We start from the raw sequence: 23,394 nt of genomic DNA, 5'->3' as shown, positions 1-23,394 counted from the left end.
GCGCCTCCACAGGGTTGACGGGTGACAGCGGCCACACCCGTGCGGTGTAGTGAAGGCGCTCCTCCGTGCGAAGTCAATGGCTGGATCGACTGAAACGGTAACTTAATCGCCCGGTTGCAATCGATACCGTCGCGCGGGAGCATGGTTTACGACTAAATCCGTGTCCGGAAGGATCCGTTCGGTGGCCGAGAAGACTGTGTTCAGCAACCTCGTCAACGGCGAGCGCGTCGGCGCGGCCGACGGTCGCACCCTAGACGTCGTCGACCCGGTGACCGGCGAGGCGTACGCGACCTCGCCGCTGTCCGGCCCGGCCGACGTGGACGCGGCGGTCGCCGCCGCCAGCGCCGCCTTCGAGTCGTGGCGCGACACCACCCCGGCCCAGCGGCAGCTGGCGCTGCTCAAGATCGCCGACGCCATCGAGGCGCGGGCCGAGGAATTCGTGCGCGTCGAGTCGGCCGACACCGGCAAGCCGCTGGCCGTCACCGAGACCGACGAGATCCCGCCGTGCGTCGACCAACTGCGCTTCTTCGCCGGCGCGGCGCGGGTGCTGGAGGGGCGGTCGGCGGGGGAGTACATGGCCGGGCACACCTCGTACGTGCGGCGGGAGCCGGTCGGGGTGTGCGCACAGGTGACGCCGTGGAACTACCCGCTGATGATGGCGGTCTGGAAGATCGCCCCGGCCTTGGCGGCCGGCAACACCGTGGTGCTCAAGCCGTCCGACACCACGCCGGCGTCGACGACCCTGCTGGCCGAGGTGTGCGCCGAGTTCCTGCCGGCCGGCGTGCTCAACGTCGTCTGCGGCGACCGGGACACCGGCCGGGCCCTGGTGGCGCACGACCGTCCGGACATGGTGTCGATCACCGGCTCGGTGCGGGCCGGCATGGAGGTCGCCGCGGCGGCCGCCCAGGACCTCAAGCGGACCCACCTGGAGCTGGGCGGCAAGGCCCCGGTCGTGGTGTTCGAGGACGCCGACCTCGCCGCGGCCGCCGCCGGCATCGCCGCCGCCGGGTACTTCAACGCCGGGCAGGACTGCACCGCCGCCACCCGGGTCATCGTCGCCTCCTCGGTGTACGAGGAGTTCTCGGCTCTGCTGGCCGCCGAGGCCCAGGGCACCCGGACCGGCGCGCCCGGCGAGGACGTCTTCTACGGGCCGCTGAACAACGCCTCGCAGCTGGCCCGGGTCGCCGGCTTCATCGAGCGGCTGCCCTCGCACGCCGCCGTGCTGGCCGGCGGGTCGACCGTCGGCGACCGGGGCTACTTCTACGCCCCCACCGTGGTTTCCGGGCTGCGCCAGGACGACGAGATCATCCAGAACGAGGTGTTCGGCCCGGTGATCACCGTGCAGTCCTTCGCCGACGAGGCCGACGCGGTGGCGATGGCCAACGGCGTCAAGTACGGCCTGGCCTCCAGCGTCTGGACCCGCGACCACGGCCGGGCCATGCGGCTGGCCAAGCGCCTCGACTTCGGCTGCGTGTGGATCAACACCCACATCCCCATCGTCGCCGAGATGCCGCACGGCGGCTTCAAGCACTCCGGCCACGGCAAGGACCTGTCCCTGTACGGCCTGGAGGACTACACCCGCATCAAGCACGTCATGTCCGCGTTCTGACCGCCCCGTCCAGGGCGACCAGGGCCTCCAGGAGGTCGCCGCCGGGGAGGCCCTGGTCGCCGAACAGGCGGCGCTGCACGTCGATCACCAGCGGCAGCGCCTCGCGCAGCACCGCCAGGCCGGCGGCGGTGACCGTCAGGCACTTGGCCCGCACGTCGGCGGGGTTGGTCGTCCGCCGGACAAAACCCTTGGCCTCCAACGCTTTCAGCATATGCGAGAGCTGCATCGGCTGGATGTCGCCGTGCTCGGCCAGGGTGGCCTGGGCGACGGGCTCGCCGGACCGGCCGAGCCAGGCGGCCATGGTCAGCGTCATGAACTGGAGCTGGGTCAGGTCCAGCGGGGCCAGCGCGCGGTCGGCCTCCCGCTGGTAGCGGTGCACCAGCCGCCACAACACGAAGCCGACCGCGTTCTCCGGCGCGCCGAGCGACACCTCGGCGAACAGCTTCTCGGCCTCGATGCTCATGCCACCGGATCGTACCGGCCCTTGCGTTCCCCCTCGGCCGATACTAAAGTCATTTAGTATGAATCTGACCATCGGATGTATGGAGTACGACCGCACCCGCGCGCTGTTCGACGGCAGCGTGCGGATCGACGGCGTCGACGCCACGTTCGACAGCGGGCGACTGGCCTCGGACGTGTTCGAGCGCATGGTTCGGGACCGGGCTTTCGACGTCGCCGAACTGGGTCTGACCTTCTATCTGCGCACCCTGGAGCTACCTAATCCGCCGTTCGTCGCGATTCCGGTGTTCCCGGCCCGGCAGTTCCGGCACGCCGCCATCTTCGTCAACGCCGCCAGCGGCATCGAACGCCCGCGGGACCTCGTCGGAAAGACCATCGGCGAATTCGGCACCTACGGCCACGATGTCGGCGTGGAAGCCAAGGGCGTGCTGGCCGACGACTACGGCGTCACGCCCGACAAGTGCCGCTGGGTCATCGGCGGCGCCGACCTCCCCATGGCCCCCTTCGACTTCGTGCCGCTCATCCACCCCGCCGACGTCGACGTCGCACCCGCCCCGGCCGGCCGGGGACTCAGCGCCATGCTCGAATCCGGCGAGATCGACGCCCTCATCTCCGCCCGCGTTCCCCAGTGCGTCGTCGACGGCTCGCCCGCCGTGCGACGGCTGTTCCCCGATTACGAAGCGGTGGAGCGTGACTACTATTCCCGAACCGGCGTCTACCCCATCATGCACGTCCTGGTCGTGCGCCGGGATCTGTCGGCCGATGTCGTGCAGGCGGTCTATCGGGCGTTCACCGAGGCCAAGGATCTCGCCCTGGAACGCTATCGGCGCGGCAGCCTCGGCCAGCACATGGAAATGATGGTCCCGTGGTTCACGCCGCTCTGGGACCGCAACCATTTCCCGGACGAATTCTGGGCCTACGGAATCGAACCCAACCGCGCCGCCATCGACAGCTTTCTCCGGCACTTCCACGAACAGGGCCTGTCGCGGCGGCGGTTCGCCGTCGACGAGATCTTCGCCGACGGCGACTGGTAGGCCTCAGCCCGCCGCGGCCGCCACCGTCTCCTGGATGAGGCCGCGGATCATGGGCGACGGGGCCACGCCGAGCTCCTGAGCCAGCAGGCGACGATAGTTCTGGTACGTGGACAGCGCCTCCGCGACGTTGCCCTCGGCCAGATGCACCTCGATCGCCAGCCGGTACGGACTCTCCCGCAGCGGATCGGCCCGGACCGCCGCCAGCGCCGCCTCAAGGGCGTCGCCCGGCCGGCCCGCCGCCAGACACGCCGCCGCGAAGCCCTCCACCGTGTGCAGATACAGCTGGCGCAGGCGTTCCCGCTCCACCAGCACCCACTCGTCATACCAGCCCGGCAGCAGCTCGTGCGGGCCGAGCAGCAGACTCGTCGGCAGGTCCGCGCTGCCCAGCCGGGCCTGCGCCGACATCGCCACCAGCTCGCTCACGTCCAGCCGCAGCCCCGGATCCAGGCTGATCGCGTCCGCAGCCACCCGCACCGTCGGCACCGGCAGCTGCTGCAACCGCCACAACGCCGTGCGCAGGCTCGCCGCCGCCCGCTCCTCCCTGCCCTCCGGCCACAACAGACCCACCGCCGTGTTCCGGTTCGTGTCCCGCCTCAGAGCCACCAACGCCAACAGCCGCTGCTGCGCCCTCGGCACCACCAGCTCACGGCCGCCCGCCGACAACACGAAGCCGTCAAGCAGGGACAGGCTTGCGGTGGTGGACATGGAGCACTCCCGAGAGGTCAGCCGTTCTACGCCGTCATGGTCACGCATACCCACAAGAGCCACTGCTGCATACGGCCGATACCACCCGAAGGGGCAGTGCATATGGCGCCGCCTCCGGCGTCGCGGCTCGGCTGTGCTTGTGCCGCGCGTTCCGCGCGGGGCTCGGCCGCTCGTGACCGCTGCCTTCCCTGGCCGGATTTAACCCGCCGCATCGGCTCGGGTGGGTGGTTGCGTCAGGTGGCGGCGGGTGAAATCCGGCGACGGTCCAGGCAGCGGCGCGGCCGAGCGCTCTCCTGGGTTGGCGGTGGCCGGTGGTCGTCGAAGCGGCAAGGTGGTTGCCGAAGGGGCGGTCCCGGGCAACTCAGAGTATGCGTACATGAGAAAAGAAAGGGGGTGATGATCTGATCCGGTGATGGGGGTGAATTCTGGGATCACCCGGGGTGATCGAGTCTGACGGGTAGGTCACGCCAGGTATCGCAATTGGCGCAGCGCGTGAGAGTATCCGGCTCATGTACCGCCGTCGCCCTGTGCTGATCGTGGGATTTAGCCCACTCACCCGAATCGGATTGGCGCGAGTGCTCGCTCGACTTCCCGATGTGGGGGCGATCAGCGCGGCGGCGTCGCCGGCGGCGGCAGTCCGATTCGCCCGTCGCACCATGACCGGCATGGCCGTGGTGGACCAGGCGGCCGATCCCGGCTTCACCCTCGTGCGGTCGCTGAGCAGCGGGTACACCCCGTGCCCGGTGGCGGTGCTGCTCACCCCGTCGGCCCACGCCGACGAGGACGCCAGATTCGCCTTCGGCCAGGGCGCGCAGGCGGTGGCCCTGGCCACGGCCTCGGCCAGCTATCTGCACCAGGTGCTGGCCGGCGTTTACATCGGTGTCCCGATACAGTCGAAGGGCGAACCGTCCAACGCCGAGCAGAAACGCGGCCACGCCCTGTCCCAACGGGAAACGGAAATCCTCGCCCTGATCGCCGAGGGCATGAGCAGCAAGCTGATCGCGGAACGACTCGTGGTGTCGGTGGAAACGGTCCGCTCGCACGCCAAGAACATCATCCGCAAGCTGGAGGCGAACGGCCGCGCCGAGGCCGTTTCCATCGCCTATCGCACCGGCATTCTCGATTCAGACGCCCTGCCGCTGGCCTGAGCGGGCCGTCCGCTGGCACCAAGCACTGAACCATGGTTCACTGCTTGGCATGCCGTATCGACGCACACCCCGGGTGCAGGCCCGGCTGGACGCCCAGCGCGAGGCGCTGGTGGCGGCGGCGGTGGCGCTGCTCGCCGAGCAGGGCTACGCGGGGTGCTCGGTGGCGGCGGTGGCGTCGCGGGCGGGCGTGTCGACCGGCAGCGTGTACCGGTACTTCCCGGGCAAGGCGGAGCTGGTGGTGGAGGTGTTCCGCAACCTGGTCGGCCGGGAGGTGCAGGCGGTCGAGGACGCGGCGGCGAGCCCTGGGGACCTGATCGACCGGGTGGTGGCCATCGTGGAGACCTTCGCCAACCGGGCGCTGAAGTCGCCGACCCTGGCCTACGCGCTGCTGGCCGAGCCGGTGGACCCGCCAGTGGAGGCCGAGCGCCTGGTGTTCCGACGGGTGTTCCAGGAGGCCTTCGCCACCCACGTCACCGAGGCCATCAAGGCCGGCGCGCTGCCGCCGCAGGACGCCAAGATCACCGCAGCGGCGCTGGTGGGGGCGGTCGCGGAGGTGCTGGTCGGCCCGCTGTCCGCCGGTGTCGCGAGCGCCGACACGGTGCCGAGTCTGGTCCGATTCACCCTTCGTGCCCTGGGAGCCGACGATGCCGCCCACTCATGAGGTCACCAACCAGGTCCCGCCGCTGACCGGCCACGACGTCGCGGCGCACCCGTCGTTGATCAAATGCCTGCGGCGCGAGGGCGCGGGGTGGGCCGAGCCGGAGCTGCACGAGCTGGGCCGGCTCGCGGGCAGCGCGCAGGCCCAGGAGTGGGGCCGGGGCGCCAACGCGAACCCGCCGGCGCTGCGCACGCACGACCGCTACGGCAACCGGATCGACGAGGTGGACTTCCACCCGTACTGGCACGAGCTGATGACCGTGGGCGTCGAGCACGGCCTGCAGGGCGCGGCCTGGCGGGAAGAACGCTCCGGCGCACACGTGGCCCGCGCGGCGAAGTTCTTCGTGTGGAGCCAGGTCGAGGCCGGCCACACCTGCCCGCTGGCCATGACGTACGCGGCGATTCCCGCGCTGCGGCACAACAAGGAGCTCGCCGACCGGTACGAACCGTTGCTGGCGGCCAAGATCTACGACTACGGCCTGCGCGAGCCGGGCACGAAGCGCGGCCTGATCGCCGGCATGTCGATGACCGAGAAGCAGGGCGGCTCGGACGTCCGCGCCAACACGACCACCGCCACGCCCGGCGGCAACGGGGAATACGTCATCCGCGGCCACAAGTGGTTCACATCCGCCCCGATGTCGGACATGTTCCTCACCTTGGCCCAGGCCCCGGGCGGCCTGTCCTGCTTCCTGCTGCCCCGGATCCTGCCCGACGGCGCCCGCAACCGGATCCACCTCCAGCGGCTGAAGGACAAGCTGGGCAACAAGTCCAACGCCTCGGCCGAGCTGGAGTACGACGACGCCGTCGGCTGGCTGGTCGGCGAGGAGGGCCGGGGCGTGCCGACCATCATCGAGATGGTCAACAACACCCGGCTGGACTGCGTGATCGGCAGCGCCGCCCTGATGCGGGCCGGTGTCGCGCAGGCGGTGCACCACGCCAGTCACCGCACGGCGTTCGGTCGGCTGCTGGTGGACCAGCCGCTGATGTCCAATGTGTTGGCGGACTTGGTGGTTGAGTCCGAGGCGGCGCTGGCGGTGATGTTCCGCCTGGCCGGCGCGACCGACCGTGACGAGACGGCCTTCCGCCGCCTGGCGCTGGCGGTGACCAAGTACTGGGTGTGCAAGCGGGCCCCGATGCACGCCGCCGAGGCGCTGGAATGCCTGGGCGGCAACGGTTACGTCGAGGAATCGGGGATGCCCCTGCTGTACCGGGAGGCGCCGCTGCCCTCGATCTGGGAGGGCTCCGGCAACGTGGCGGCGCTGGACGCGCTGCGGGCCATGGGCCGCCAACCCGAGTCGGTGCAGGCGTATTTCGCCGAGGTGGAGCTGGCCGCCGGTGCGGACGCCCGGCTGGACCGCTCGGTGGAGTTGCTGCGCAAGGAACTCAGCGACCTCGACAACATCGAGTTCCGGGCTCGCCGCGTGGTCGAGCAGATGGCCTTGGTGTTGCAGGGATCGCTGCTGGTCCGGCACGGGGACCCGGCGGTCGCCGACGCGTTCTGCGCCTCCCGCCTTGGCGAGGACTGGGGCATCGCCCTGGGCACGCTTCCGTCCGGTGTGGACAGTCGTGCCATCGTCACGAGCGCGTGGACGGGACTCCGCTGAGCTCGGCGGCCATTCGGGCCCGAACGGACGCGACGGCCTTGGAGCGGGCGAAGGCCCGCGACACCTGGGCCAGCCACCGGGTTTCGGCCGCCACGCTGGGATCCACCCGGTGCGGGGCCTGATCACCGGCCGGGTAGCCGACGCCCGCGTCGTGGGCCAGCACGGCGGCGGCGATGGTCGCCGCCTCGATGGTCGCCTCGCGTCGGGACGGCCGCGCGGCTGTGGCGGCCTCGGCCGCCCACTCCCGCACCGACGGGTGGATGTGCCCGCGCAGCGCCAACTGCGCGTCCCGGATCTCGATGACGTGCCGGTACAGCGCGAACTCCACGCCGCCCTGCTGCCGGGCGACGGTGCTCAGCGCGATGGCCGGCATCGCCGCGTGCATCGCCTGCCACAGCGGGCGCAGCTGCACGTAGCGCCACTGCGCGCCGAGCCACCGCACGGGCGGGCTGAGATACGGCCCCCACGCGGTCAGCGTCGCCCCGGCCGCCGACACGAGCACGCAGCTGGCCGCCAGCGCCGCCGACACCCCGTCCTCGGTGGTGGTGTTCTGGTGCTGGGACAGGGCGATCCAGATGTCGTCGAACTGCCAGGCCGTCCACGGCACGCCGATCAGCGCGCCGGCGATGATCAGCCGCAGCCCGGTGCGCAGCAGGCTCGGCGGGACCAGCCGGGCCGACCGGGCGATCAGGGCGGCGAAGGTCAGCAGGCCCCACACCTCGTAGACGATCAGCACCACGTTGTAGGCCACGAAAACCGGCACCCCGTCGGGCGTGAACGTCACGACGTCGGTCGAGGCCTGGTGCGCGCCGGAGAAGAAGAACAGGACCGCGGCCAGCGTCATCGCCGTGGCGGTGGCCAGCCGGTGCACCCGGCGGCGCACCGCGTCCCGCCGCACCGTGTCGGCGAACTGCACCAGGAAGCCCAGCGCCGCCATCTTCAGCTCGTCGCTGACCAGGCCGGCGATGGCCGGCAGCGGGCCGGTCACGTCCAGGGTCATCCAGGCGTCCAGGCCGAGCGCGCCGGCGATGCACACCGCGAAGCCGGCGACGTGCGGCATGCCCCGGGCCCGCTGGTCGGAACTGGCCAGCCGCACCTTGTAGCAGATCACCACGATGGCGACCAGACAGCCGAGATAGGCCAGGATCTCAATCATCGCGCCGCCGCGTGCCGAACAGCCGGTCCAGCTGGACGACCTCGTCCGGGGCCTGGGCCGACGGCGTGCGCGGCAGCCGGGCCACCCGCTGGGCGATCAGCGAGGCCAGCAGCTCGGCCTCCTGCTCCTCGTCACGGGTGTAGACGGTGCGGCCGAGCACGCGCCGCACCAGCTCGGGGGAGAGGTTGGGCATCAGGGCCTTGGTCGCGGCGGCGTCGATCTCGCCGCTGCCGGTGTGCCCGCACAGCAGGTGCGCGACCTCGTGCAGCAGGATGTGCTGCTGGTGCAGCTCGGTCGTGTCGGCCGGGTAGAGGATGTAGTCGGCCCGGTCGGTGGTCATCAGCAGCCCGCACGGCGCGCCCGCGCCGGCGGCGGCCGGCATCAGCTCGATCGGACGGCCGCGGTGCTCGGCCACCGCCGCGACGAAGGTGTCCGTGCGGAACGGGGCGGGCACCGGCACCGACTCGGCCAGTTCCCGGCAGCGTCGCCACAGCCGTTTGTCCTGCACCATCACTCCCGGTCAGCGGGAATCGCCGTCGCGGATCGCCTCCCTGCGGGCGATCGCGTCGATCATGTCACTGATGGTGTCGAGTCCGGCGGGGGAAAGCGTTACTGCTCTCAGGGCAACGTTGCGTACTCCGGCGTCCCGAAGGGCGCCAAGCAGCTCCAGCTCCTCGGCGATCTTGGCGCTCTGCTCGTCGTCGAAGAAGTACGCGGGGGAGACCTGGAAGAACTGGGCCAGCGCCTCCAGATGCCGCTTGGTGGGGTTGTCCCGACGGCCGGTGCGCAGCTGCCACAGGTACGTGGTCGAGAAGCTCTCCCCGGTGGCCTCGCGGCAGGCCTTGGCCACCTCGTCGTGGCTGTACTGCTCGCGGTTGGGCTTGCGGACCACCTGGAACAGCTTGTCGATCTTCGCAGCGAGTGACGTCGGCTCGGGATCGGGCGCCGGCACCGTCCACCTCCCTCAGCACGGATGAAGCCGTCCTGCCTAGGTATTCATCACAGTTTACAGGGCCTGGCCCGCCCCGACGCGCGCCGTCGGCGAGGCTACGCCGGGTGGCGACCCCCGCGCAGCGCCGGGTAGAACGCCCAAAACGCCCACGGCCCGAGGGGTGCGGCCCTGCTACCCAGGCCTTTCTTCTCGGCGTTTATGTCGATCACCGTCCTCGGCGCTCTCGATCAATTCGGTGAGCTGTCCCATGGATGCGCCGATCAGCATGGGGACCCTTGGTCCGAACCGGTCGGTGTCCACCCCGGACCCCTCCATCCCGCGCGTGCGGCGTGCACATGAGACGGACTGTCGATGGATCCTCGGGTTGTGTCAACGGGTTATGTCAGCGGATGGCCAGCAGCGCGCGCAGCGTCGCGTCCAGGTGGGCGGTGATCGCCTCGCGGGCCGGGCCGGGCTCGCCGGCGGCCAGCGCCGCCACGATCGCCTCGTGCTCGGTCAGGACGGCGTCCCGCCGGTGGGCCCCGCCCTGCAACGCCACCAGCCCGGAGACGACCTGTCGGGCCCGCAACGTCTCGTAGGTGCGGGTCAGCGTCTCGTTGCCGGCGGCGCGGATCAGGATGGTGTGGAAGCGGGTGTCGGCCTCGATGAAAGTCCGGTCATCTTTGCCCTTCTGGTCAGCCAGCGCGGCGCGCAGCTCCTCGATCGGCGCCGCGCCGGCGGCCAGCGCTCGTTCGGCCGCGAACCGTTCCAGCACACCTCTGAGCTCCAGCAGCTCGCGCAGCTCGCCCGCGGTCAGCTCCGGGATGTACGCGCCGCGCTTGGGCACCAGCCGCACCAGCTCCTCGGCCGACAGCATCAGCAGCGCCTCGCGGATCGGCGTGCGGGACACCCCGATGCGGTCGGCGATGTCCTGCTCGTTGAGGAAGGTGCCCTGCGCCGCCGGATCGGACAGCACGGTGTGGCGCAGGTAGTCGTAGGCGCGGTCCCGGCCGGAGAGAGACATCGGACCCCTTTTTCGTATACAGGGGGTATACACTAGCACCCGTGCGTATCGCGCTGAGCCAGTTCGTGTCCGACACCGACCCCGAGGCCAACCTCGCGACCATCGGCGAGCAGACCGCCGAGGCCGCCCGCCTGGGCGCGCGGATCGTGGTGTTCCCCGAGGCCGCCATGGCCCGCTTCGGCATCCCGCTCGGTCCGGTGGCGCAGCCGCTGGACGGGCCGTGGGCCGGCGCCGTGCGGGACATCGCCAAGCAGCACGACGTGCTGGTGGTGGCCGGCATGTTCACGCCGTCCGCGGACGGGCGGGTGCGCAACACCCTGCTGGTCACCGGGGCCGGTGTGGACGAGCACTACGACAAGATCCACCTGTTCGACGCCTTCGGCTTCGCCGAGTCGGCCACCGTCGCGCCCGGCGACCGCAGCCTGACCCTGTTGGTCGACGGCGTCGGCGTCGGCGTCGCCACGTGCTACGACCTCCGCTTTCCCCAACTGTTCCAGAAGCTGGCCCGCTCGGGCGCGTCGGTCATTCTCGTGCCGGCCTCGTGGGGTTCCGGTCCGGGCAAGCGTGAGCAGTGGGAACTGCTGGTGCGGGCCCGCGCGCTCGACTCCACCAGCTGGCTCGCCGCCTGCGGCCAGGCCGATCCGTCGTCGGTGGGTGTGGACACCAAGCCCGGCGTGCCGACCGGCATCGGCTACAGCGCCGTGGTCTCCCCGCTGGGCGAGATCCGGGCCCAGGCCCTCGACCGGCCGGAGCTGCTCGTCGTGGACATCGATCCGTCCGAAGTGGACGATGCTCGGGCCAAGGTTCCGGTGCTGGCCAACGCCCGAGACTTCAGCTGACGTTGCCGAGGACCCTGGTGACGGCGATCTCGATGAGGACCCGGTTCGGGTTCACCCGGGGTTGGCGGTAGCGCTCGGCGTAGCGGCGGACGGCGTCGGCGATGGCCTGCGGGTCCTCATGGAGGGTGGCGACACCCTCCACAGTGGACCAGCGGCGGCCGTCGACCTGGCAGGCGGCTGCGTTGAGCTTTCCGGCGGCGCGGAGCTGGCGGGCCTTGGCCGAGGAGCCGTCGGTGATGACGCGGGCGATGCCGGCGTCGAGGTCGAGGGTGACGCCGACGGGGACGACGTGCGGCGTGCCGTCGGGGCGAACGGTGGTGAGGGTGCACAGGCGCCGCTCCCGCCAGAACTCGGCGAAAGCGGCGCCCTTGGTGCTCAGGTCGGACACCCCGTGAGGGTATCAACCGGTGTGGACGGTCAGCGGCGGCGCGACCGCCAGGCCGGGCGACGCCACGAGGGGCGGTTGGTGCCGATGCCGGCCAGGTGCAGGGCCACGCACAGCAGGCCGGCGGTGACCAGGTTGGTCGGCGTGAGCACCGCACCCAGCGTGATGCCGGCCAGGTCGATGATCAACGCCAGGGCGAACAGTACCGCCGCGATCACGGCAACCATGACTGAGCTCCTCCCATCGGCCCCAGGAACCCGGGAATACCCGGGGCCACACCGGAGAAATCGGTCCGTTCGGAGCAATCAGCGCCGCACGAGGTGGCCGAGGTCGCCCTGCCGCAGGCGGAGGCCCTCCTCGCGCCGGCCGACGATCACGCGCGGGGTGCTGGTCCCCGCCAGTCCCGCCCACAGTCACACCGAACTGACGAATCCGTTTCATCGGTTCGGTGTGACGCTGAGCGGGACTCGCGGGGTCAGGCGATGGAGCGGTCGGTGGGGAGGATGGGGGAGGGGAGGACGGTGCGGCCGGTGAGATAGGAGTCGACCGCGGCGGCGGCGGAGCGGCCTTCGGCGATGGCCCAGACGATGAGGGACTGGCCGCGGCCCATGTCGCCGGCGGCGAAGACGCCGTCGACGCTGGTGGCGTAGGAGTGGTCCCGGGCGACGTTGCCGCGAGGGTCCAGCGCCACACCGAGGTCGGTGACCAGGCCCTCCTGCTGCGGACCGAGGAAACCCATGGCCAGCAAGGCAAGCTGGCATTCCAGCTCCCGCTCGGTGCCCTCGACGGGCACGAAGCGGCCGTCCCGCAGCTCCACCTCGACCAGCTTCAGACCCTGGAGGTTGCCGTCGGCGTCGCCGAGGAACTCCACAGTGGACACGGAGTAGAGCCGCGAGCCGCCCTCCTCGTGGGCCGACGTGACCCGGTACAGCATGGGATAGGTCGGCCACGGGTGCTGCGGGGCCCGCGTCTGCGGCGGCTGGGGCATGATCTCCAGCTGTGTGACGGAAGCAGCGCCCTGGCGGTGAGCGGTGCCGAGGCAGTCGGCGCCGGTGTCGCCGCCGCCGATCACCACGACATGCTTGCCGGCGGCGTTGATCGGCGAGTGCGCGTACGCCTTGTTGGCCGGCGGCAGGTACTCCATGGCCTGATACACGCCGGTGAACTGCCGCCCGGGCACGGGCAGATCCCGCCACGCGGTCGCGCCGCCGGCCAGAACCACTGCGTCATAACCGGAACGCAGCTCGTCGACCGTGACGTCCACGCCGACGTTGACGCCGGTGCGGAACTGGGTGCCCTCGGCCCGCATCTGGTCGAGCCGCCGGTCCAGCCGCCACTTCTCCATCTTGAACTCGGGAATCCCATACCGCAGCAGGCCGCCGACCGCATCGGCCCGCTCGTACACGACGACGTCGTGCCCGACCCGGGTCAGCTGCTGCGCGGCGGCCAGCCCGGACGGGCCGGAGCCGATCACCGCGACCTTCTTGCCGGTCAGGGAAGCCGGCGGCTGGGGCGTCACCCAGCCCTCGTCCCAGGCCCGGTCGATGATCTCGATCTCGACCCGCTTGATGCTGACCGGATCGGAGTTGATGCCGAGCACGCACGCCGCCTCGCACGGCGCGGGGCACAACGTCCCGGTGAACTCCGGGAAGTTGTTGGTGGCGTGCAGCCTCTCGATCGCGTCGCGCCAGTCCTGCCGCCACACCAACGTGTTCCACTCGGGGATCAGGTTGCCCAGCGGACAACCCTGGTGGCAGAACGGGATTCCGCAGTCCATGCACCGGCCGGCCTGCTTCTCCAGCCGGTGGTGCTCGAACTCCTCGTACACCTCGCGCCAGTCCCGAAGGCGCAGGTCCACCGGACGGTGGCTGGCGTTCTCCCGAGGCGTGGTGAGAAAACCCTTGGGGTCAGCCATGAGCGGCCTCCATGATCGCGGTGTCCACGTCCCGGCCGTCGGCCTCGGCGCTGGCCCGCGCGGCCAGCACCCGCTTGTAGTCCTTGGGCATCACCTTGGTGAACCGGCCCACGGCCAGCTCCCAGTCGGCCAGCAGCCCGTCGGCCACCGCCGACTCGGTCTCCCGGCGGTGCCGGTAGATCACGTCGTGCAGGAACTCCTGGTCGGCGCCGGTCAGCTCGTCCAGGTCGACCATCTCCTGGTTGACCCGCACCGGATTCAGGTCCAGCACGTAGGCCACGCCGCCGGACATGCCGGCCGCGAAGTTGCGGCCGGTGGCGCCGAGGATCACCGCGCGACCGCCGGTCATGTACTCGCAGCCGTGGTCGCCGACGCCCTCGACGACGGCCAGCGCGCCGGAGTTGCGCACGCAGAACCGCTCGCCGACCTTGCCCCGCAGGAACAGCTCGCCGCCGGTGGCGCCGTAGGCGATCACGTTGCCGGCGATGATGTTCTGCTCGGCCACCAGCGGCGCGGACGGGTCCGGCCGCAGCGTCACGCGCCCGCCGGACAGTCCCTTGCCGAGGTAGTCGTTGGCGTCGCCGACCAGCCGCAGGGTGATGCCGCTGGGCAGGAACGCCCCGAAGGACTGGCCGGCCGTGCCGGTGAAGGTCACGTCGATGGTGTCGTCCGGCAGGCCCTCGCCGCCCCAGCGCTTGGTCAGCTCCGAGCCCAGCATGGTGCCGACCGTGCGGTTCACGTTGCGCACCGGCAGCTCCAGCCGCACGCGGTCGCCGGCGCTCAGCGCGCCCTCGGCCAGCTGGATCAGCGTGTTGTCCAACGCCTTCTCCAGGCCGTGGTCCTGCGTCGTGGTGTTGTGCCGGGCCGCGCGGGGAGCCAGCTCGGGCACGTGGAAGATCGGCGTCAGGTCCAGCCCGGCCGCCTTCCAGTGCTCGACCGCCGCGGCGGTGTCCAGCAGCTCGGCGTGCCCGACGGCCTCCTCGACCGACCGGAAACCCAGCTGCGCCAACAGCTCCCGGACCTCCTGGGCGATGAACTCGAAGAAGTTCACCACGTACTCGGCCTTGCCGCTGAACTTCTCGCGCAGCACCGGGTTCTGCGTGGCCACGCCGACCGGGCAGGTGTCCAGGTGGCACACCCGCATCATCACGCAGCCCGACACCACCAGCGGCGCGGTGGCGAAGCCGAACTCCTCCGCGCCCAGCAGCGCGGCGATGATCACGTCCCGGCCGGTCTTGAGCTGGCCGTCGGTCTGCACCACGATCCGGTCCCGCAACCGGTTGGCCAGCAACGTCTGCTGGGTTTCGGCCAGGCCCAGCTCCCACGGCGCGCCGGCGTGCTTGATCGACGACAGCGGCGAGGCGCCGGTGCCGCCGTCGTGCCCGGAGATCAGCACGACATCGGCGTGGGCCTTGGACACGCCGGCCGCGACCGTGCCCACGCCGACCTCGGACACCAGCTTCACGTGGATGCGGGCGGCCGGGTTGGCGTTCTTCAGGTCGTGGATCAGCTGGGCCAGGTCCTCGATGGAGTAGATGTCGTGGTGCGGCGGCGGGGAGATGAGCCCGACGCCGGGCGTGGAGTGCCGGGTCTTGGCGATCCACGGGTAGACCTTGTTGCCGGGCAGCTGCCCGCCCTCGCCGGGCTTGGCCCCCTGGGCCATCTTGATCTGGATGTCCTGCGCCGAGACCAGGTACTCGCTGGTCACCCCGAACCGGCCGCTGGCCACCTGCTTGATCGCCGAGCAGCGCTGCGGGTCGTCCAGCCGGTCCTCGTCCTCGCCGCCCTCGCCGGTGTTGGACTTGGCCCCCAACCGGTTCATGGCGATGGCCAGCGTCTCGTGCATCTCGCGCGAGATCGAGCCGTAGGAGATCGCGCCGGTGGCGAACCGCTTGACGATCTCGGAGACCGGCTCGACCTCCTCGATCGGCACCGCCGGCCGCACCCCGTCGCGGAACGTGAACAGCCCGCGCAGCGTCATCAGCCGCTCGGCCTGGTCGTCGACCGCCTTGGTGTACTCCTTGAAGATCTCGTACCTGCGGGTGCGGGTGGAGTGCTGGAGCTTGAACACCGTGGTCGGGTTGAACAGGTGGGCCTCGCCCTCGCGACGCCACTGGTACTCGCCGCCCACCTCCAGCTCCCGGTGGCTGGCGTGCACGCCGTCGGCCGGGAACGCCTTGCGGTGGCGCAGCGCCACTTCCTCGGCGATCTCGTCGAAGCCGACGCCGCCCAGCCGGGACGTGGTGCCGGTGAAGCACTCGTCGACGACCTCCGCGCCGATACCGATGGCCTCGAAGATCTGCGCGCCGGTGTAGGAGGCGACCGTGGACACGCCCATCTTGGACATGGTCTTGCGCACGCCCTTGCCCAGCGCCTTGATCAGGTTGCTGGTGGCCTTCTGCGGCTGCACGTCGGGAAGTTCCTCGACGGTGGCCATGGCCAGGTACGGGTTGACCGCGGCCGCCCCGTAGCCGATGAGCAGCGCGATGTGGTGCACCTCGCGGGCGTCGCCGGCCTCCACCACGAGGCCGACCTTGGTGCGCGTCTTCTCCCGTACGAGATGGTGGTGCACGGCCCCGACCAGCAGCAGCGACGGGATCGGGGCGTAGCGGGCGTCGGCGCCGCGATCGGACAGCACGATCAGCCGTGCGCCGTCGTCGATCGCCTCCGACACCTCGGTGCGGATCTCGTCCAGCCGGGCCCGCAGCGCGGCCCCGCCGCCGTCCACCCGGTACCGGCCGAGCACGGTGACCGCCTGGAAGCCGGGCATGTCGCCGTCGTCGTTGATGTGCACCAGCTTGGCCAGCTCGTCGTTGTCCAGCACCGGGAACTCCAGCGAGATCCGGCGGCAGGACGCGGGCGCGGCCTCCAGCAGGTTGGTCTCCGGGCCGACGGTCGCGGTCAGGGAGGTGACCAGCTCCTCCCGGATCGCGTCCAGCGGCGGGTTGGTGACCTGCGCGAACAGCTGCGTGAAGTAGTCGAACAGGCTGCGGGAGCGGTCCGAGAGCACGGCGAACGGGGCGTCGTTGCCCATCGAGCCGATCGGCTCGGCCCCGGTCAGCGCCATCGGCCGCAGCAGGATCTGCAACTCCTCCTCGGAGTAGCCGAAGACCTGCTGGCGGGTGACCAGCGCGGCGTGCTTGGGCATCTCCCGGTCGCGGGCCGGCAGCTCGGCCAGCCGCACCACGCCGGCGTCCACCCAGTCCTGGTACGGGTGCTCGGCGGCCAGCGCCGACTTGATCTCCTCGTCGTCCACGATGCGGCCGGCGGCGGTGTCCACCAGGAACATCCGGCCCGGCTCAAGCCGGCCCTTGCGGACCACCGAGGCCGGGTCGATCTCCAGCACGCCGGCCTCGCTGCCCAACACCACCAGGCCGTCGTCGGTGACCCAGTACCGGGCCGGCCGCAGGCCGTTGCGGTCCAGCACCGCGCCGATCAGGCTGCCGTCGGTGAACGACACCAGCGCCGGGCCGTCCCACGGCTCCATCAGGGCCGAGTGGAACTCGTAGAAGGCGCGGCGGGCCGGATCCATCTCGGTGTGGTTCTCCCACGCCTCGGGGATCATCATCAGCACCGCGTGCGGCAGCGACCGCCCGCCCAGGTGCAGCAGCTCCAGCACCTCGTCGAACGACGCCGAGTCGCTGGCCCCGCGGGTGATCACCGGGAACAGCCGCTCCAGCTCGCCCGGGATCAGCTCCGAGGCCAGCATGGCCTCGCGGGCGTCCATCCAGTTCCGGTTGCCGCGCAACGTGTTGATCTCGCCGTTGTGCGCGATGTACCGGTACGGGTGGGCCAGCGGCCACGACGGGAAGGTGTTGGTGGAGAAGCGGCTGTGCACCAGGCCGATGGCGCTGGTGACCCGCTCGTCGACGAGGTCGGGGAAGAACCGGGCCAGCTGCGGCTCGGTGAGCATGCCCTTGTACACCAGGGTGCGGCCGGACAGGCTCGGGAAGTACACGTCGGCGTCGTGCTCGGCGCGCTTGCGGACGCAGAAGGCGATCCGCTCCAGCGCGAGGCCGTGGACCGCGTCGTCCACCGGGGCGAGGAACAGCTGGGCGAAGTGCGGCATCGTGGTGGCCGCCGTCGGGCCGACGTGCTCGGTGTCGACGGGCACATCCCGCCAGCCCAGCACTCTGGTGCCCTCCTGCGCGGCGATGCGCTCAACGGCGGCGACCGCGGCCGCTCGTTCGGCGGTGTCGACCGGCAGGAAAGCCGTGCCGACCAGGTAGCCGCCGGCCGCCGGCAACGGCAGGTCGGTCACCTCGCGGAAGAAACCGTCCGGCACCTGGATCAGGATGCCGGCGCCGTCGCCGGTCTCCGGCTCGGCGCCACGGGCGCCGCGGTGTTCCAGGTTGTGCAGGGCGGTCAACGCCTTGTGCACGATGTCGTGACTTCGGCGGCCGGCGAGATCGGCCACGAAGGCCACGCCGCACGCGTCGTGCTCGAACTGCTCGTCGTACAGGCCCCCGACTTGGGGGTGGTGGTGGATCACGGCTGTACGGCCCTCCCGTGGTGGGACGCCCTGTCGCGGGGGCGTGCGTCTGACGCGGGGGTGCTCGAAATGGCCCGGGAACGGGCTTGTAAAATGACACGCACGACGCTGTGCGCCGACCTGTGGCCCTCATGAGGCAGGTCGAAGCGGTCCCCGGGGTGGTCGGGGGTCTTGTGACGATAATGTGAACACGGGGTTATCCGCACTACCCGTGTTCCACACCACAGCAACTTGCATCTCAATTGTTGCGCAGAGAGCCGCATTTCGCCTGGTCGGCGGTACCGGGGGCTAGGCTTGTTGATCTCAGCATCCGGGAGGTCACTGGTGTCCATCAAGATCACTTCAGGCCCGGCCGAGGTCGGATTCGCCGCCGACCGGCTGGCGCGCATCGACCGCCGCTTCGACCGCTACGTCGACGAGGGCAGGCTGCCTGGCTATCTCGCGGTCGTCACCCGGCGCGGCGAGGTCGTGCACGTCGGCCTGGGCGGGCAGCGCGACCTGGAGGCGGCCGCCCCGGTCACGCCGGACACCCGCTGGCGCATCTACTCCATGACCAAGCCGGTCACCTCGGTCGCCGCCATGATCCTGTTCGAGCGGGGCGAGTTCGAGCTGACCGACCCGATCTCCCGCTGGCTGCCCGAGTTCGCCGCGCCGCGGGTGTACGTCAAGGGGGCGGCGACCGCGCCCGGCACCGTGCCGGCGGTCGAGCCGATCCGGGTCTGGCACCTGCTCACCCACACCGCCGGCCTGACCTACGGCTTCCACCACGCGCACGCCGTGGACGAGATCTACCGTCGCAACGGCTACGAGTGGGGCTTCCCCAAGGGCGTGGACCTGGCCGGCACCGTCGAGGCCTACGCCTCCATGCCGCTGGTGCACCAGCCCGGGGCCGAGTGGAACTACTCCGTGGCCACCGATGTGCTGGGGCGGCTGGTCGAGGTCGTCTCCGGGCAGACGCTGGACGCCTTCCTGGCCGAGCACGTGTTCGGGCCGTTGGGCATGGCGGACACCGGTTTCTGGACCGACAGCCCCGAACTGGCCGCCCTCTACAGCCCCGAGCCGGGCACGGGACGGTTGCTGCGCAACGACGTCATGGGCGCGGCGGCGTCCAAGCCGCCGGCTGTGCTGTCCGGCGGCGGCGGGCTCGTGTCGACCGCGGGCGATTACCACCGGTTTACGCAGATGTTGCTGCGGCGCGGGGAACTCGACGGCGTGCGGCTGCTCGCGCCGCGGACCGTCGACCTGATGGCCAGCAACCACCTGCCCGGCAACGCCGACCTGGAGGCCTTCGGCCGCCCGCTGTTCTCGGAGACGTCCTACCAGGGCGTGGGTTTCGGGCTCGGCTTCTCGGTGGAGATGAACCCGGTGGCCGGCAAGTCCCTGGCCGCGGTGGGGGAGTTCGCCTGGGGCGGCGCGGCCAGCACCGCGTTCTGGGTGGACCCGGCCAACGAGCTGACCGCCATGTTCTTCACCCAGCTCCTCCCCTCCAGCACCTACCCGCTGCGCCCCCAGTTCCGCACCCTCACCTACCAGTCCCTCGTCTCCTGAACCCCCGTGAGTCCCGCTCGGCGTCACACCGAATGTGTGAAACGGATTCAGCGGTTCGGTAGGTCCGTGAGCGGGGCTCGCGGGGGCTGGAGCTGGTCCTGCTCCAGGTCGGAAGGGCCGTGGGTTGGGTAAGGTCATTCGAGTTCCCGAACTTTTCCAGCATGGGGTGACGATGCGAGCGACCTTGATCTACGGGAAGGGCGACATCCGCGTCGAGGAGGTGCCGGACCCGCAAATCCAGCAGGCGACCGACGTCCTGGTGCGGGTGACCCGGTCCTGCGTGTGCGGCAGCGACCTGTGGCCGTACCAGAGCGCGCCGGAGGTCGAGGGCGGCCGGCGGATCGGCCACGAGTTCATCGGCGTGGTCGAGGAGACCGGCGGCGACGTGGCGACGCTGGCCAAGGGCGACGTGGTGGTGGCCCCGTTCCTGTACTGCGACAACACGTGCGACTACTGCCAGGCCGGCCTGAACACGTCGTGCCGCAACGGCGGCGGCTGGGGCTTCGGCGGCGTGGACGGCGGCCAGGGCGAGTGGGTGCGGGTGCCGCAGGCCGACGGCACGCTGGTGAAGCTGCCGGTCGGCGAGGACGACGAGCTGATGCCCTCGCTGCTGACGCTGTCCGACGTGTTCAGCACCGGCCACCACGCGGCCCGCACCGCGCGGGTGGAGAAGGGCAGCACGGTCATCGTGATCGGTGACGGCGCGGTCGGCCTGTCCGCGGTGCTGGCCTCCAAGCGGCTGGGCGCCGAGCAGATCGTGCTGCTGGGCCGGCACCAGGCCCGCACCGACCTGGGCCGCGACTTCGGCGCCACCGACGTGGTGCCCGAGCGCGGCGAGGAGGCCATCGCCAAGGCCAAGGAGCTGACCAACGGCGACGGCGCGCCGCACGTGCTGGAGTGCGTGGGCACCCTCGGCGCGTACGAGACGGCCATGGGCGTGGTCCGGCCCGGCGGCGCAGTCAGCCGCGTCGGCGTGCCGCAGTACACCGACGGGCCGGTGGGCCGGAGCATGTTCATACGCAACGTCACCCTCACCGGCGGCGTCGCCCCGGCCCGGGCCTACATCGACGAGCTGCTGCCGGACGTGCTGTCCGGGGCGATCCAGCCGGGCCGGGTGTTCGACCGGACCATGCCGCTGACCGAGATCCCCGAGGCCTACCGGGCGATGAACGACCGCGAGGCGCTCAAGGTCCTGATCAAGCCCTGAGTCGGTTGAGACGGCGGGGGCTGGGCCAGCGCACGTCGTGCACCCAGCCCAGCCGCTCGAAGATCCAGATCAGCCGGGCCGACACGTCGACCTGGCCCGGCAGCACCCCGTGCCGCGCCGAGGTCGGGTCGGCGTGGTGCAGGTTGTGCCAGGACTCGCCCATGCTCAGGACGGCCAGAGGCCAGAAGTTGGCCGACTTGTCGCGGGCGGCGAAGGGCCGCTCGCCGATCAGGTGGCAGATGGAGTTCACCGACCACGTCACGTGGTGCAGGAACGCCACCCGGACCACCCCGGCCCAGAAGAAGCCGGTCAGCGCGCCCCACCACGACCAGGTGACCAGGCCGCCGACCACCGCCGGCAGCAGCAGCGTGGCCAGGGTCAGCGGGCCGAACAGGCGATGCACCAGCCGCATGTCCGGGTCGGCGTCCATGTCCGGCGCGAACCGCTGACGGTTGGTCAGGTCCCGGTCGAAGATCCAGCCCATGTGGGCGTGCCAGAAGCCGCGCAGCAGCGCCGCCGGCGACGTGCCGAACGTCCACGGGGAGTGCGGATCGCCGTCGCGGTCGGAGAAGGCGTGGTGCCGGCGGTGGTCGGCGACCCAGTGCAGGATCGGACCCTGCACCGAGAGGCTGCCGGCCACCGCCAGCGCGATCCGCATCGCCCGGCCGGCCTTGAACGCGCCGTGGGTGAAGTAGCGGTGGAACCCGACGGTCACGCCGAGGCAGCTGACCGTGTAGAAGAACGCCGCCGAGATGAGGTCGGCCCAGCCGACTCCCCATCCCCACAGCAGTGGGATCGCGGCGATCAGGGCGATGGCCGGCACGATCGCGAAGATGTACACGGCCACCTGCGCCGGCATCGTGCGTCGGCCGTCGTGCAGCGTGGCCATCCCACGGGTGTCCTTGGCGTTCGCCAGGGTCGTCATGCCGCCGAGAGTGGGTGCTGCGAGTGAAGTCCCGATGTCTAGTGGCTGGCCGCGTGCTGCACGTTTGCCACCAGCATCGCCAACGTGTCGCCCAGTTCGGCGAGGCGCTCCGGCGGGATGCCGGCCCGCAGCCGCTCGTCGAACTCGGTGGCCGCCACCCGCAGCCGGTGGAAGGCCCGCTCGCCTTCCTCGGTCAGCTCGATCTGGTGCACCCGCCGGTTGGCCGGATCCCGCCTGCGGGTCAGCAGGCCGTCGCGCTCCATGCCGGACAGGTGGTGGGTCATCGTGGCCTCCCGCAGCTCCAGCGCCTCGGCCAGATCCCGCTGGGTGGCGCCCGGGTTGACCTTGAGCTGTAGCAGCACCAGCCACACCGACTGGGATCCGCCGGCCGCGGCCAGCGCGTCCTCGAACGCCCGGTTCAGCGTGCGCGCGACGCGGGAGACCGCGAGTCCTACCGGTGGCTGCTGTGGACGGCCCATGCCGGTGAGCTTATGCGGGGCGGCCGATGGGGCTGAGCTGCGTGCCGGCCAGCCGCCAGCCCTCGTCCGTGCGCACCCAGACGTGGGTGGCGCGGAACCGGCCGTTGGACGGCGTGCCCCGGTAGGCCGCCTGCTGCTCGTGGACGCCGATCACCAGCGTCGTGTCGCCGATCTCGCGGACCTGGAGGTCGTGCCAGTCCAGTTCGGACGTCGTCAGGTCGCCGCTGCGGTAGCGGTCCAGCCACTGCTGCTTGTCCAGCACGAAGCCGAACGGGCCGACCAGCGTGAAGTCCTCGACCGCCATCGTGTCCAGTGTGGACACGTCGCCGGCGATCTCCGCCCGCGCCCAGCGGGTTTCCAGCTCCTGGATCGTGCTCATGACTCCTCCTTGAAGTGTTTTTCGGCCCATGTGCGGAAAGTTGTCGCCTCGCGGCCCAGAACCTGGGCCACGGTCGGGGAGATCTCCGCGCCGTAGTCGCCGCTCAGCACGTGCTCGATCATCTTCGTGGCCAGCTCGCGATCCATGCCGCCGCGCACCATGCCGTCGATCGTCTGTTCCGTGGTCGGCTCCACGAGAGTGAGCCGGCGGCCCAGGATCTCTCCGACCATCGCCAGTTCCTGTTCCGGCGTAAGGACTTCCGGCCCCGACAGCTCCAGGGTCGTCGGCAGGGCGGTGGTGAACGCCTCGACCGCCACCGCCGCGATGTCCTCCGGCGCGATCGCCGACGTCGGCCGCTTGGCCAACGGGACGTGGACGATGTCGCCTCGGCGCAGCATGTGCTTCCACGCCAACGTGTTCGACATGAACCGGCCCGGTCGCAGCAGCGTGTGAACGATGCCGCTGCCCGTCACCGCCGCCTCGTCCTCGCGGTGCCAGGCCGCCACCAGGTCGTGTCCGCGCTCGCCGCCGCCGGCGACCGACAGCTTCACCAGGTGCTCGACCTTCGCCTTCCGCGCCGCCGCCACCTGCGCCACCGTGTGCAGGTTCGGGCTGCCCGTCGGCTGCGCCGTCATCAGGAACGCCTGGTCGATGCCCTCGAACGCCTTCGCCAGGCTTGCCGGCTCGTCGCAGTCGCCTCTGACGACCTCGACCCCGGCCGGGAAGTTCGCCGCCTCCGGCCGCCGCGTCATGGCCCGGACCGGCCGGCCGAGCTCCACCAGCCGCGCCACCACCTCGGCCCCCACGTGCCCCGTCGCCCCCGTCACCAGAATCATGCCGTGAACCTTAGATCTCTAACTCTTAGATGTCAAAGTATCTCTGGCATCTTGCCCTACGT

The 23,394-nt window shown here is 70.9% G+C and carries 22 protein-coding genes; 8 read left to right on the top strand and 14 right to left on the bottom strand.

Going from position 1 to position 23,394, the window contains the following annotated elements; all coding sequences use genetic code 11:
- Nucleotides 1–196 precede the first annotated feature (196 nt).
- Entirely contained in the window at nt 197–1,609 is a 1,413-nt protein-coding gene (locus ACIG5F_RS43665) for an aminobutyraldehyde dehydrogenase (protein ID WP_396526157.1), read from the top strand.
- Here the strand turns inward: ACIG5F_RS43665 and ACIG5F_RS43660 are convergent.
- Nucleotides 1,593–2,072: a MarR family winged helix-turn-helix transcriptional regulator gene (locus tag ACIG5F_RS43660; protein ID WP_396526131.1), complete on the bottom strand. Its 480-nt coding sequence runs from the start codon at nt 2,070–2,072 to the stop codon at nt 1,593–1,595. The genes ACIG5F_RS43665 and ACIG5F_RS43660 overlap by 17 nt on opposite strands.
- A 79-nt stretch (nt 2,073–2,151) precedes the next feature.
- Between ACIG5F_RS43660 and ACIG5F_RS43655 the strand changes: the two genes are divergently transcribed.
- Entirely contained in the window at nt 2,152–3,102 is a 951-nt protein-coding gene (locus tag ACIG5F_RS43655) for a 4,5-dihydroxyphthalate decarboxylase (protein WP_396526130.1), read from the top strand.
- 3 nt (nt 3,103–3,105) lie between these two features.
- Here the strand turns inward: ACIG5F_RS43655 and ACIG5F_RS43650 are convergent, their stop codons facing one another.
- The gene (locus ACIG5F_RS43650; protein ID WP_396526129.1) at nt 3,106–3,807 is read right to left on the bottom strand and encodes a BTAD domain-containing putative transcriptional regulator; all 702 of its coding nucleotides are present in this window, start codon (nt 3,805–3,807) and stop codon (nt 3,106–3,108) included.
- 575 nt (nt 3,808–4,382) lie between these two features.
- Between ACIG5F_RS43650 and ACIG5F_RS43645 the strand changes: the two genes are divergently transcribed.
- From ACIG5F_RS43645 to ACIG5F_RS43635, 3 genes are read left to right on the top strand one after another with little or no spacing between them, the layout of a single operon-like run.
- On the top strand, nt 4,383–4,955 hold the full coding sequence (locus ACIG5F_RS43645; protein ID WP_396526128.1) for a response regulator transcription factor: 573 nt from the start codon (nt 4,383–4,385) through the stop codon (nt 4,953–4,955).
- Nucleotides 4,956–5,004: 49 nt separating this feature from the next.
- On the top strand, nt 5,005–5,616 hold the full coding sequence (locus ACIG5F_RS43640) for a TetR/AcrR family transcriptional regulator (protein ID WP_396526127.1): 612 nt from the start codon (nt 5,005–5,007) through the stop codon (nt 5,614–5,616).
- Entirely contained in the window at nt 5,600–7,216 is a 1,617-nt protein-coding gene (locus ACIG5F_RS43635; protein ID WP_396526126.1) for an acyl-CoA dehydrogenase family protein, read from the top strand. The genes ACIG5F_RS43640 and ACIG5F_RS43635 overlap by 17 nt, the downstream gene beginning before the upstream one ends.
- On the opposite strand, the gene ACIG5F_RS43630 is transcribed toward ACIG5F_RS43635, so the two are convergent.
- The 4 genes from ACIG5F_RS43630 to ACIG5F_RS43615 all read right to left on the bottom strand — a co-directional run bounded on the left by ACIG5F_RS43630 (nt 7,188) and on the right by ACIG5F_RS43615 (nt 10,327).
- Nucleotides 7,188–8,372: an MAB_1171c family putative transporter gene (locus tag ACIG5F_RS43630; RefSeq protein WP_396526125.1), complete on the bottom strand. Its 1,185-nt coding sequence runs from the start codon at nt 8,370–8,372 to the stop codon at nt 7,188–7,190. The genes ACIG5F_RS43635 and ACIG5F_RS43630 overlap by 29 nt on opposite strands.
- Complete coding sequence (locus tag ACIG5F_RS43625) at nt 8,365–8,880, bottom strand: hypothetical protein (RefSeq protein WP_396526124.1); 516 nt, start codon at nt 8,878–8,880, stop codon at nt 8,365–8,367. Before ACIG5F_RS43625 ends, ACIG5F_RS43630 begins: the two co-directional genes overlap by 8 nt.
- A gap of 12 nt (nt 8,881–8,892) precedes the next feature.
- Nucleotides 8,893–9,324 (bottom strand): XRE family transcriptional regulator, encoded by a 432-nt coding sequence (locus tag ACIG5F_RS43620; RefSeq protein ID WP_396526123.1) that lies wholly within the window; start codon nt 9,322–9,324, stop codon nt 8,893–8,895.
- A 382-nt stretch (nt 9,325–9,706) separates the two neighbouring features.
- Nucleotides 9,707–10,327 carry a GntR family transcriptional regulator gene (locus ACIG5F_RS43615; RefSeq protein ID WP_396526122.1) on the bottom strand — a complete coding sequence of 207 codons (621 nt, stop codon included), beginning with the start codon at nt 10,325–10,327 and terminating at the stop codon, nt 9,707–9,709.
- A gap of 41 nt (nt 10,328–10,368) precedes the next feature.
- Here ACIG5F_RS43615 and ACIG5F_RS43610 point away from each other — a divergent pair, with 41 nt between their 5' ends.
- Nucleotides 10,369–11,166, top strand: coding sequence for a carbon-nitrogen hydrolase family protein (locus tag ACIG5F_RS43610; protein ID WP_396526121.1), 798 nt, complete (start codon nt 10,369–10,371; stop codon nt 11,164–11,166).
- Here ACIG5F_RS43610 and ACIG5F_RS43605 read toward each other — a convergent pair.
- From ACIG5F_RS43605 to gltB, 4 genes are all read right to left on the bottom strand, one after another.
- A complete protein-coding gene (locus ACIG5F_RS43605; RefSeq protein ID WP_396526120.1) occupies nt 11,159–11,554 on the bottom strand; it encodes a pyridoxamine 5'-phosphate oxidase family protein in 396 nt (131 codons plus the stop codon). The two genes, ACIG5F_RS43610 and ACIG5F_RS43605, sit on opposite strands and share 8 nt — an antisense overlap.
- Before the next feature lie 29 nt (nt 11,555–11,583).
- Nucleotides 11,584–11,778, bottom strand: a complete 195-nt coding sequence (locus tag ACIG5F_RS43600) for a hypothetical protein (protein WP_396526119.1) — start codon at nt 11,776–11,778, stop codon at nt 11,584–11,586.
- 248 nt (nt 11,779–12,026) lie between these two features.
- Nucleotides 12,027–13,466 (bottom strand): glutamate synthase subunit beta, encoded by a 1,440-nt coding sequence (locus ACIG5F_RS43595; protein WP_396526118.1) that lies wholly within the window; start codon nt 13,464–13,466, stop codon nt 12,027–12,029.
- On the bottom strand, nt 13,459–17,958 hold the full coding sequence (gene gltB / locus ACIG5F_RS43590) for a glutamate synthase large subunit (RefSeq protein ID WP_396526117.1): 4,500 nt from the start codon (nt 17,956–17,958) through the stop codon (nt 13,459–13,461). Before gltB ends, ACIG5F_RS43595 begins: the two co-directional genes overlap by 8 nt.
- 321 nt (nt 17,959–18,279) lie before the next feature.
- Between gltB and ACIG5F_RS43585 the strand changes: the two genes are divergently transcribed.
- Nucleotides 18,280–19,506 (top strand): serine hydrolase domain-containing protein, encoded by a 1,227-nt coding sequence (locus tag ACIG5F_RS43585; RefSeq protein WP_396526156.1) that lies wholly within the window; start codon nt 18,280–18,282, stop codon nt 19,504–19,506.
- A 172-nt stretch (nt 19,507–19,678) separates the two neighbouring features.
- On the top strand, nt 19,679–20,713 hold the full coding sequence (locus ACIG5F_RS43580) for an alcohol dehydrogenase catalytic domain-containing protein (protein ID WP_396526116.1): 1,035 nt from the start codon (nt 19,679–19,681) through the stop codon (nt 20,711–20,713).
- On the opposite strand, the gene ACIG5F_RS43575 is transcribed toward ACIG5F_RS43580, so the two are convergent.
- From ACIG5F_RS43575 to ACIG5F_RS43560, 4 genes are all read right to left on the bottom strand, one after another.
- Nucleotides 20,703–21,572: an acyl-CoA desaturase gene (locus tag ACIG5F_RS43575; RefSeq protein WP_396526155.1), complete on the bottom strand. Its 870-nt coding sequence runs from the start codon at nt 21,570–21,572 to the stop codon at nt 20,703–20,705. The genes ACIG5F_RS43580 and ACIG5F_RS43575 overlap by 11 nt on opposite strands.
- Before the next feature lie 104 nt (nt 21,573–21,676).
- Nucleotides 21,677–22,117: a MarR family winged helix-turn-helix transcriptional regulator gene (locus ACIG5F_RS43570; protein ID WP_396526115.1), complete on the bottom strand. Its 441-nt coding sequence runs from the start codon at nt 22,115–22,117 to the stop codon at nt 21,677–21,679.
- 10 nt (nt 22,118–22,127) lie between these two features.
- Entirely contained in the window at nt 22,128–22,496 is a 369-nt protein-coding gene (locus ACIG5F_RS43565) for a nuclear transport factor 2 family protein (protein ID WP_396526114.1), read from the bottom strand.
- Nucleotides 22,493–23,332 carry an NAD(P)H-binding protein gene (locus tag ACIG5F_RS43560; protein ID WP_396526113.1) on the bottom strand — a complete coding sequence of 280 codons (840 nt, stop codon included), beginning with the start codon at nt 23,330–23,332 and terminating at the stop codon, nt 22,493–22,495. The genes ACIG5F_RS43565 and ACIG5F_RS43560 overlap by 4 nt, the downstream gene beginning before the upstream one ends.
- Nucleotides 23,333–23,394 lie beyond the last annotated feature (62 nt).

The organism is Kutzneria sp. NPDC052558 (assembly GCF_044547355.1).
GTDB lineage: Bacteria > Actinomycetota > Actinomycetes > Mycobacteriales > Pseudonocardiaceae > Kutzneria.
Note: the sequence above shows the minus strand (reverse complement) of the source record. Positions and strands in the feature narration are given on the sequence as shown.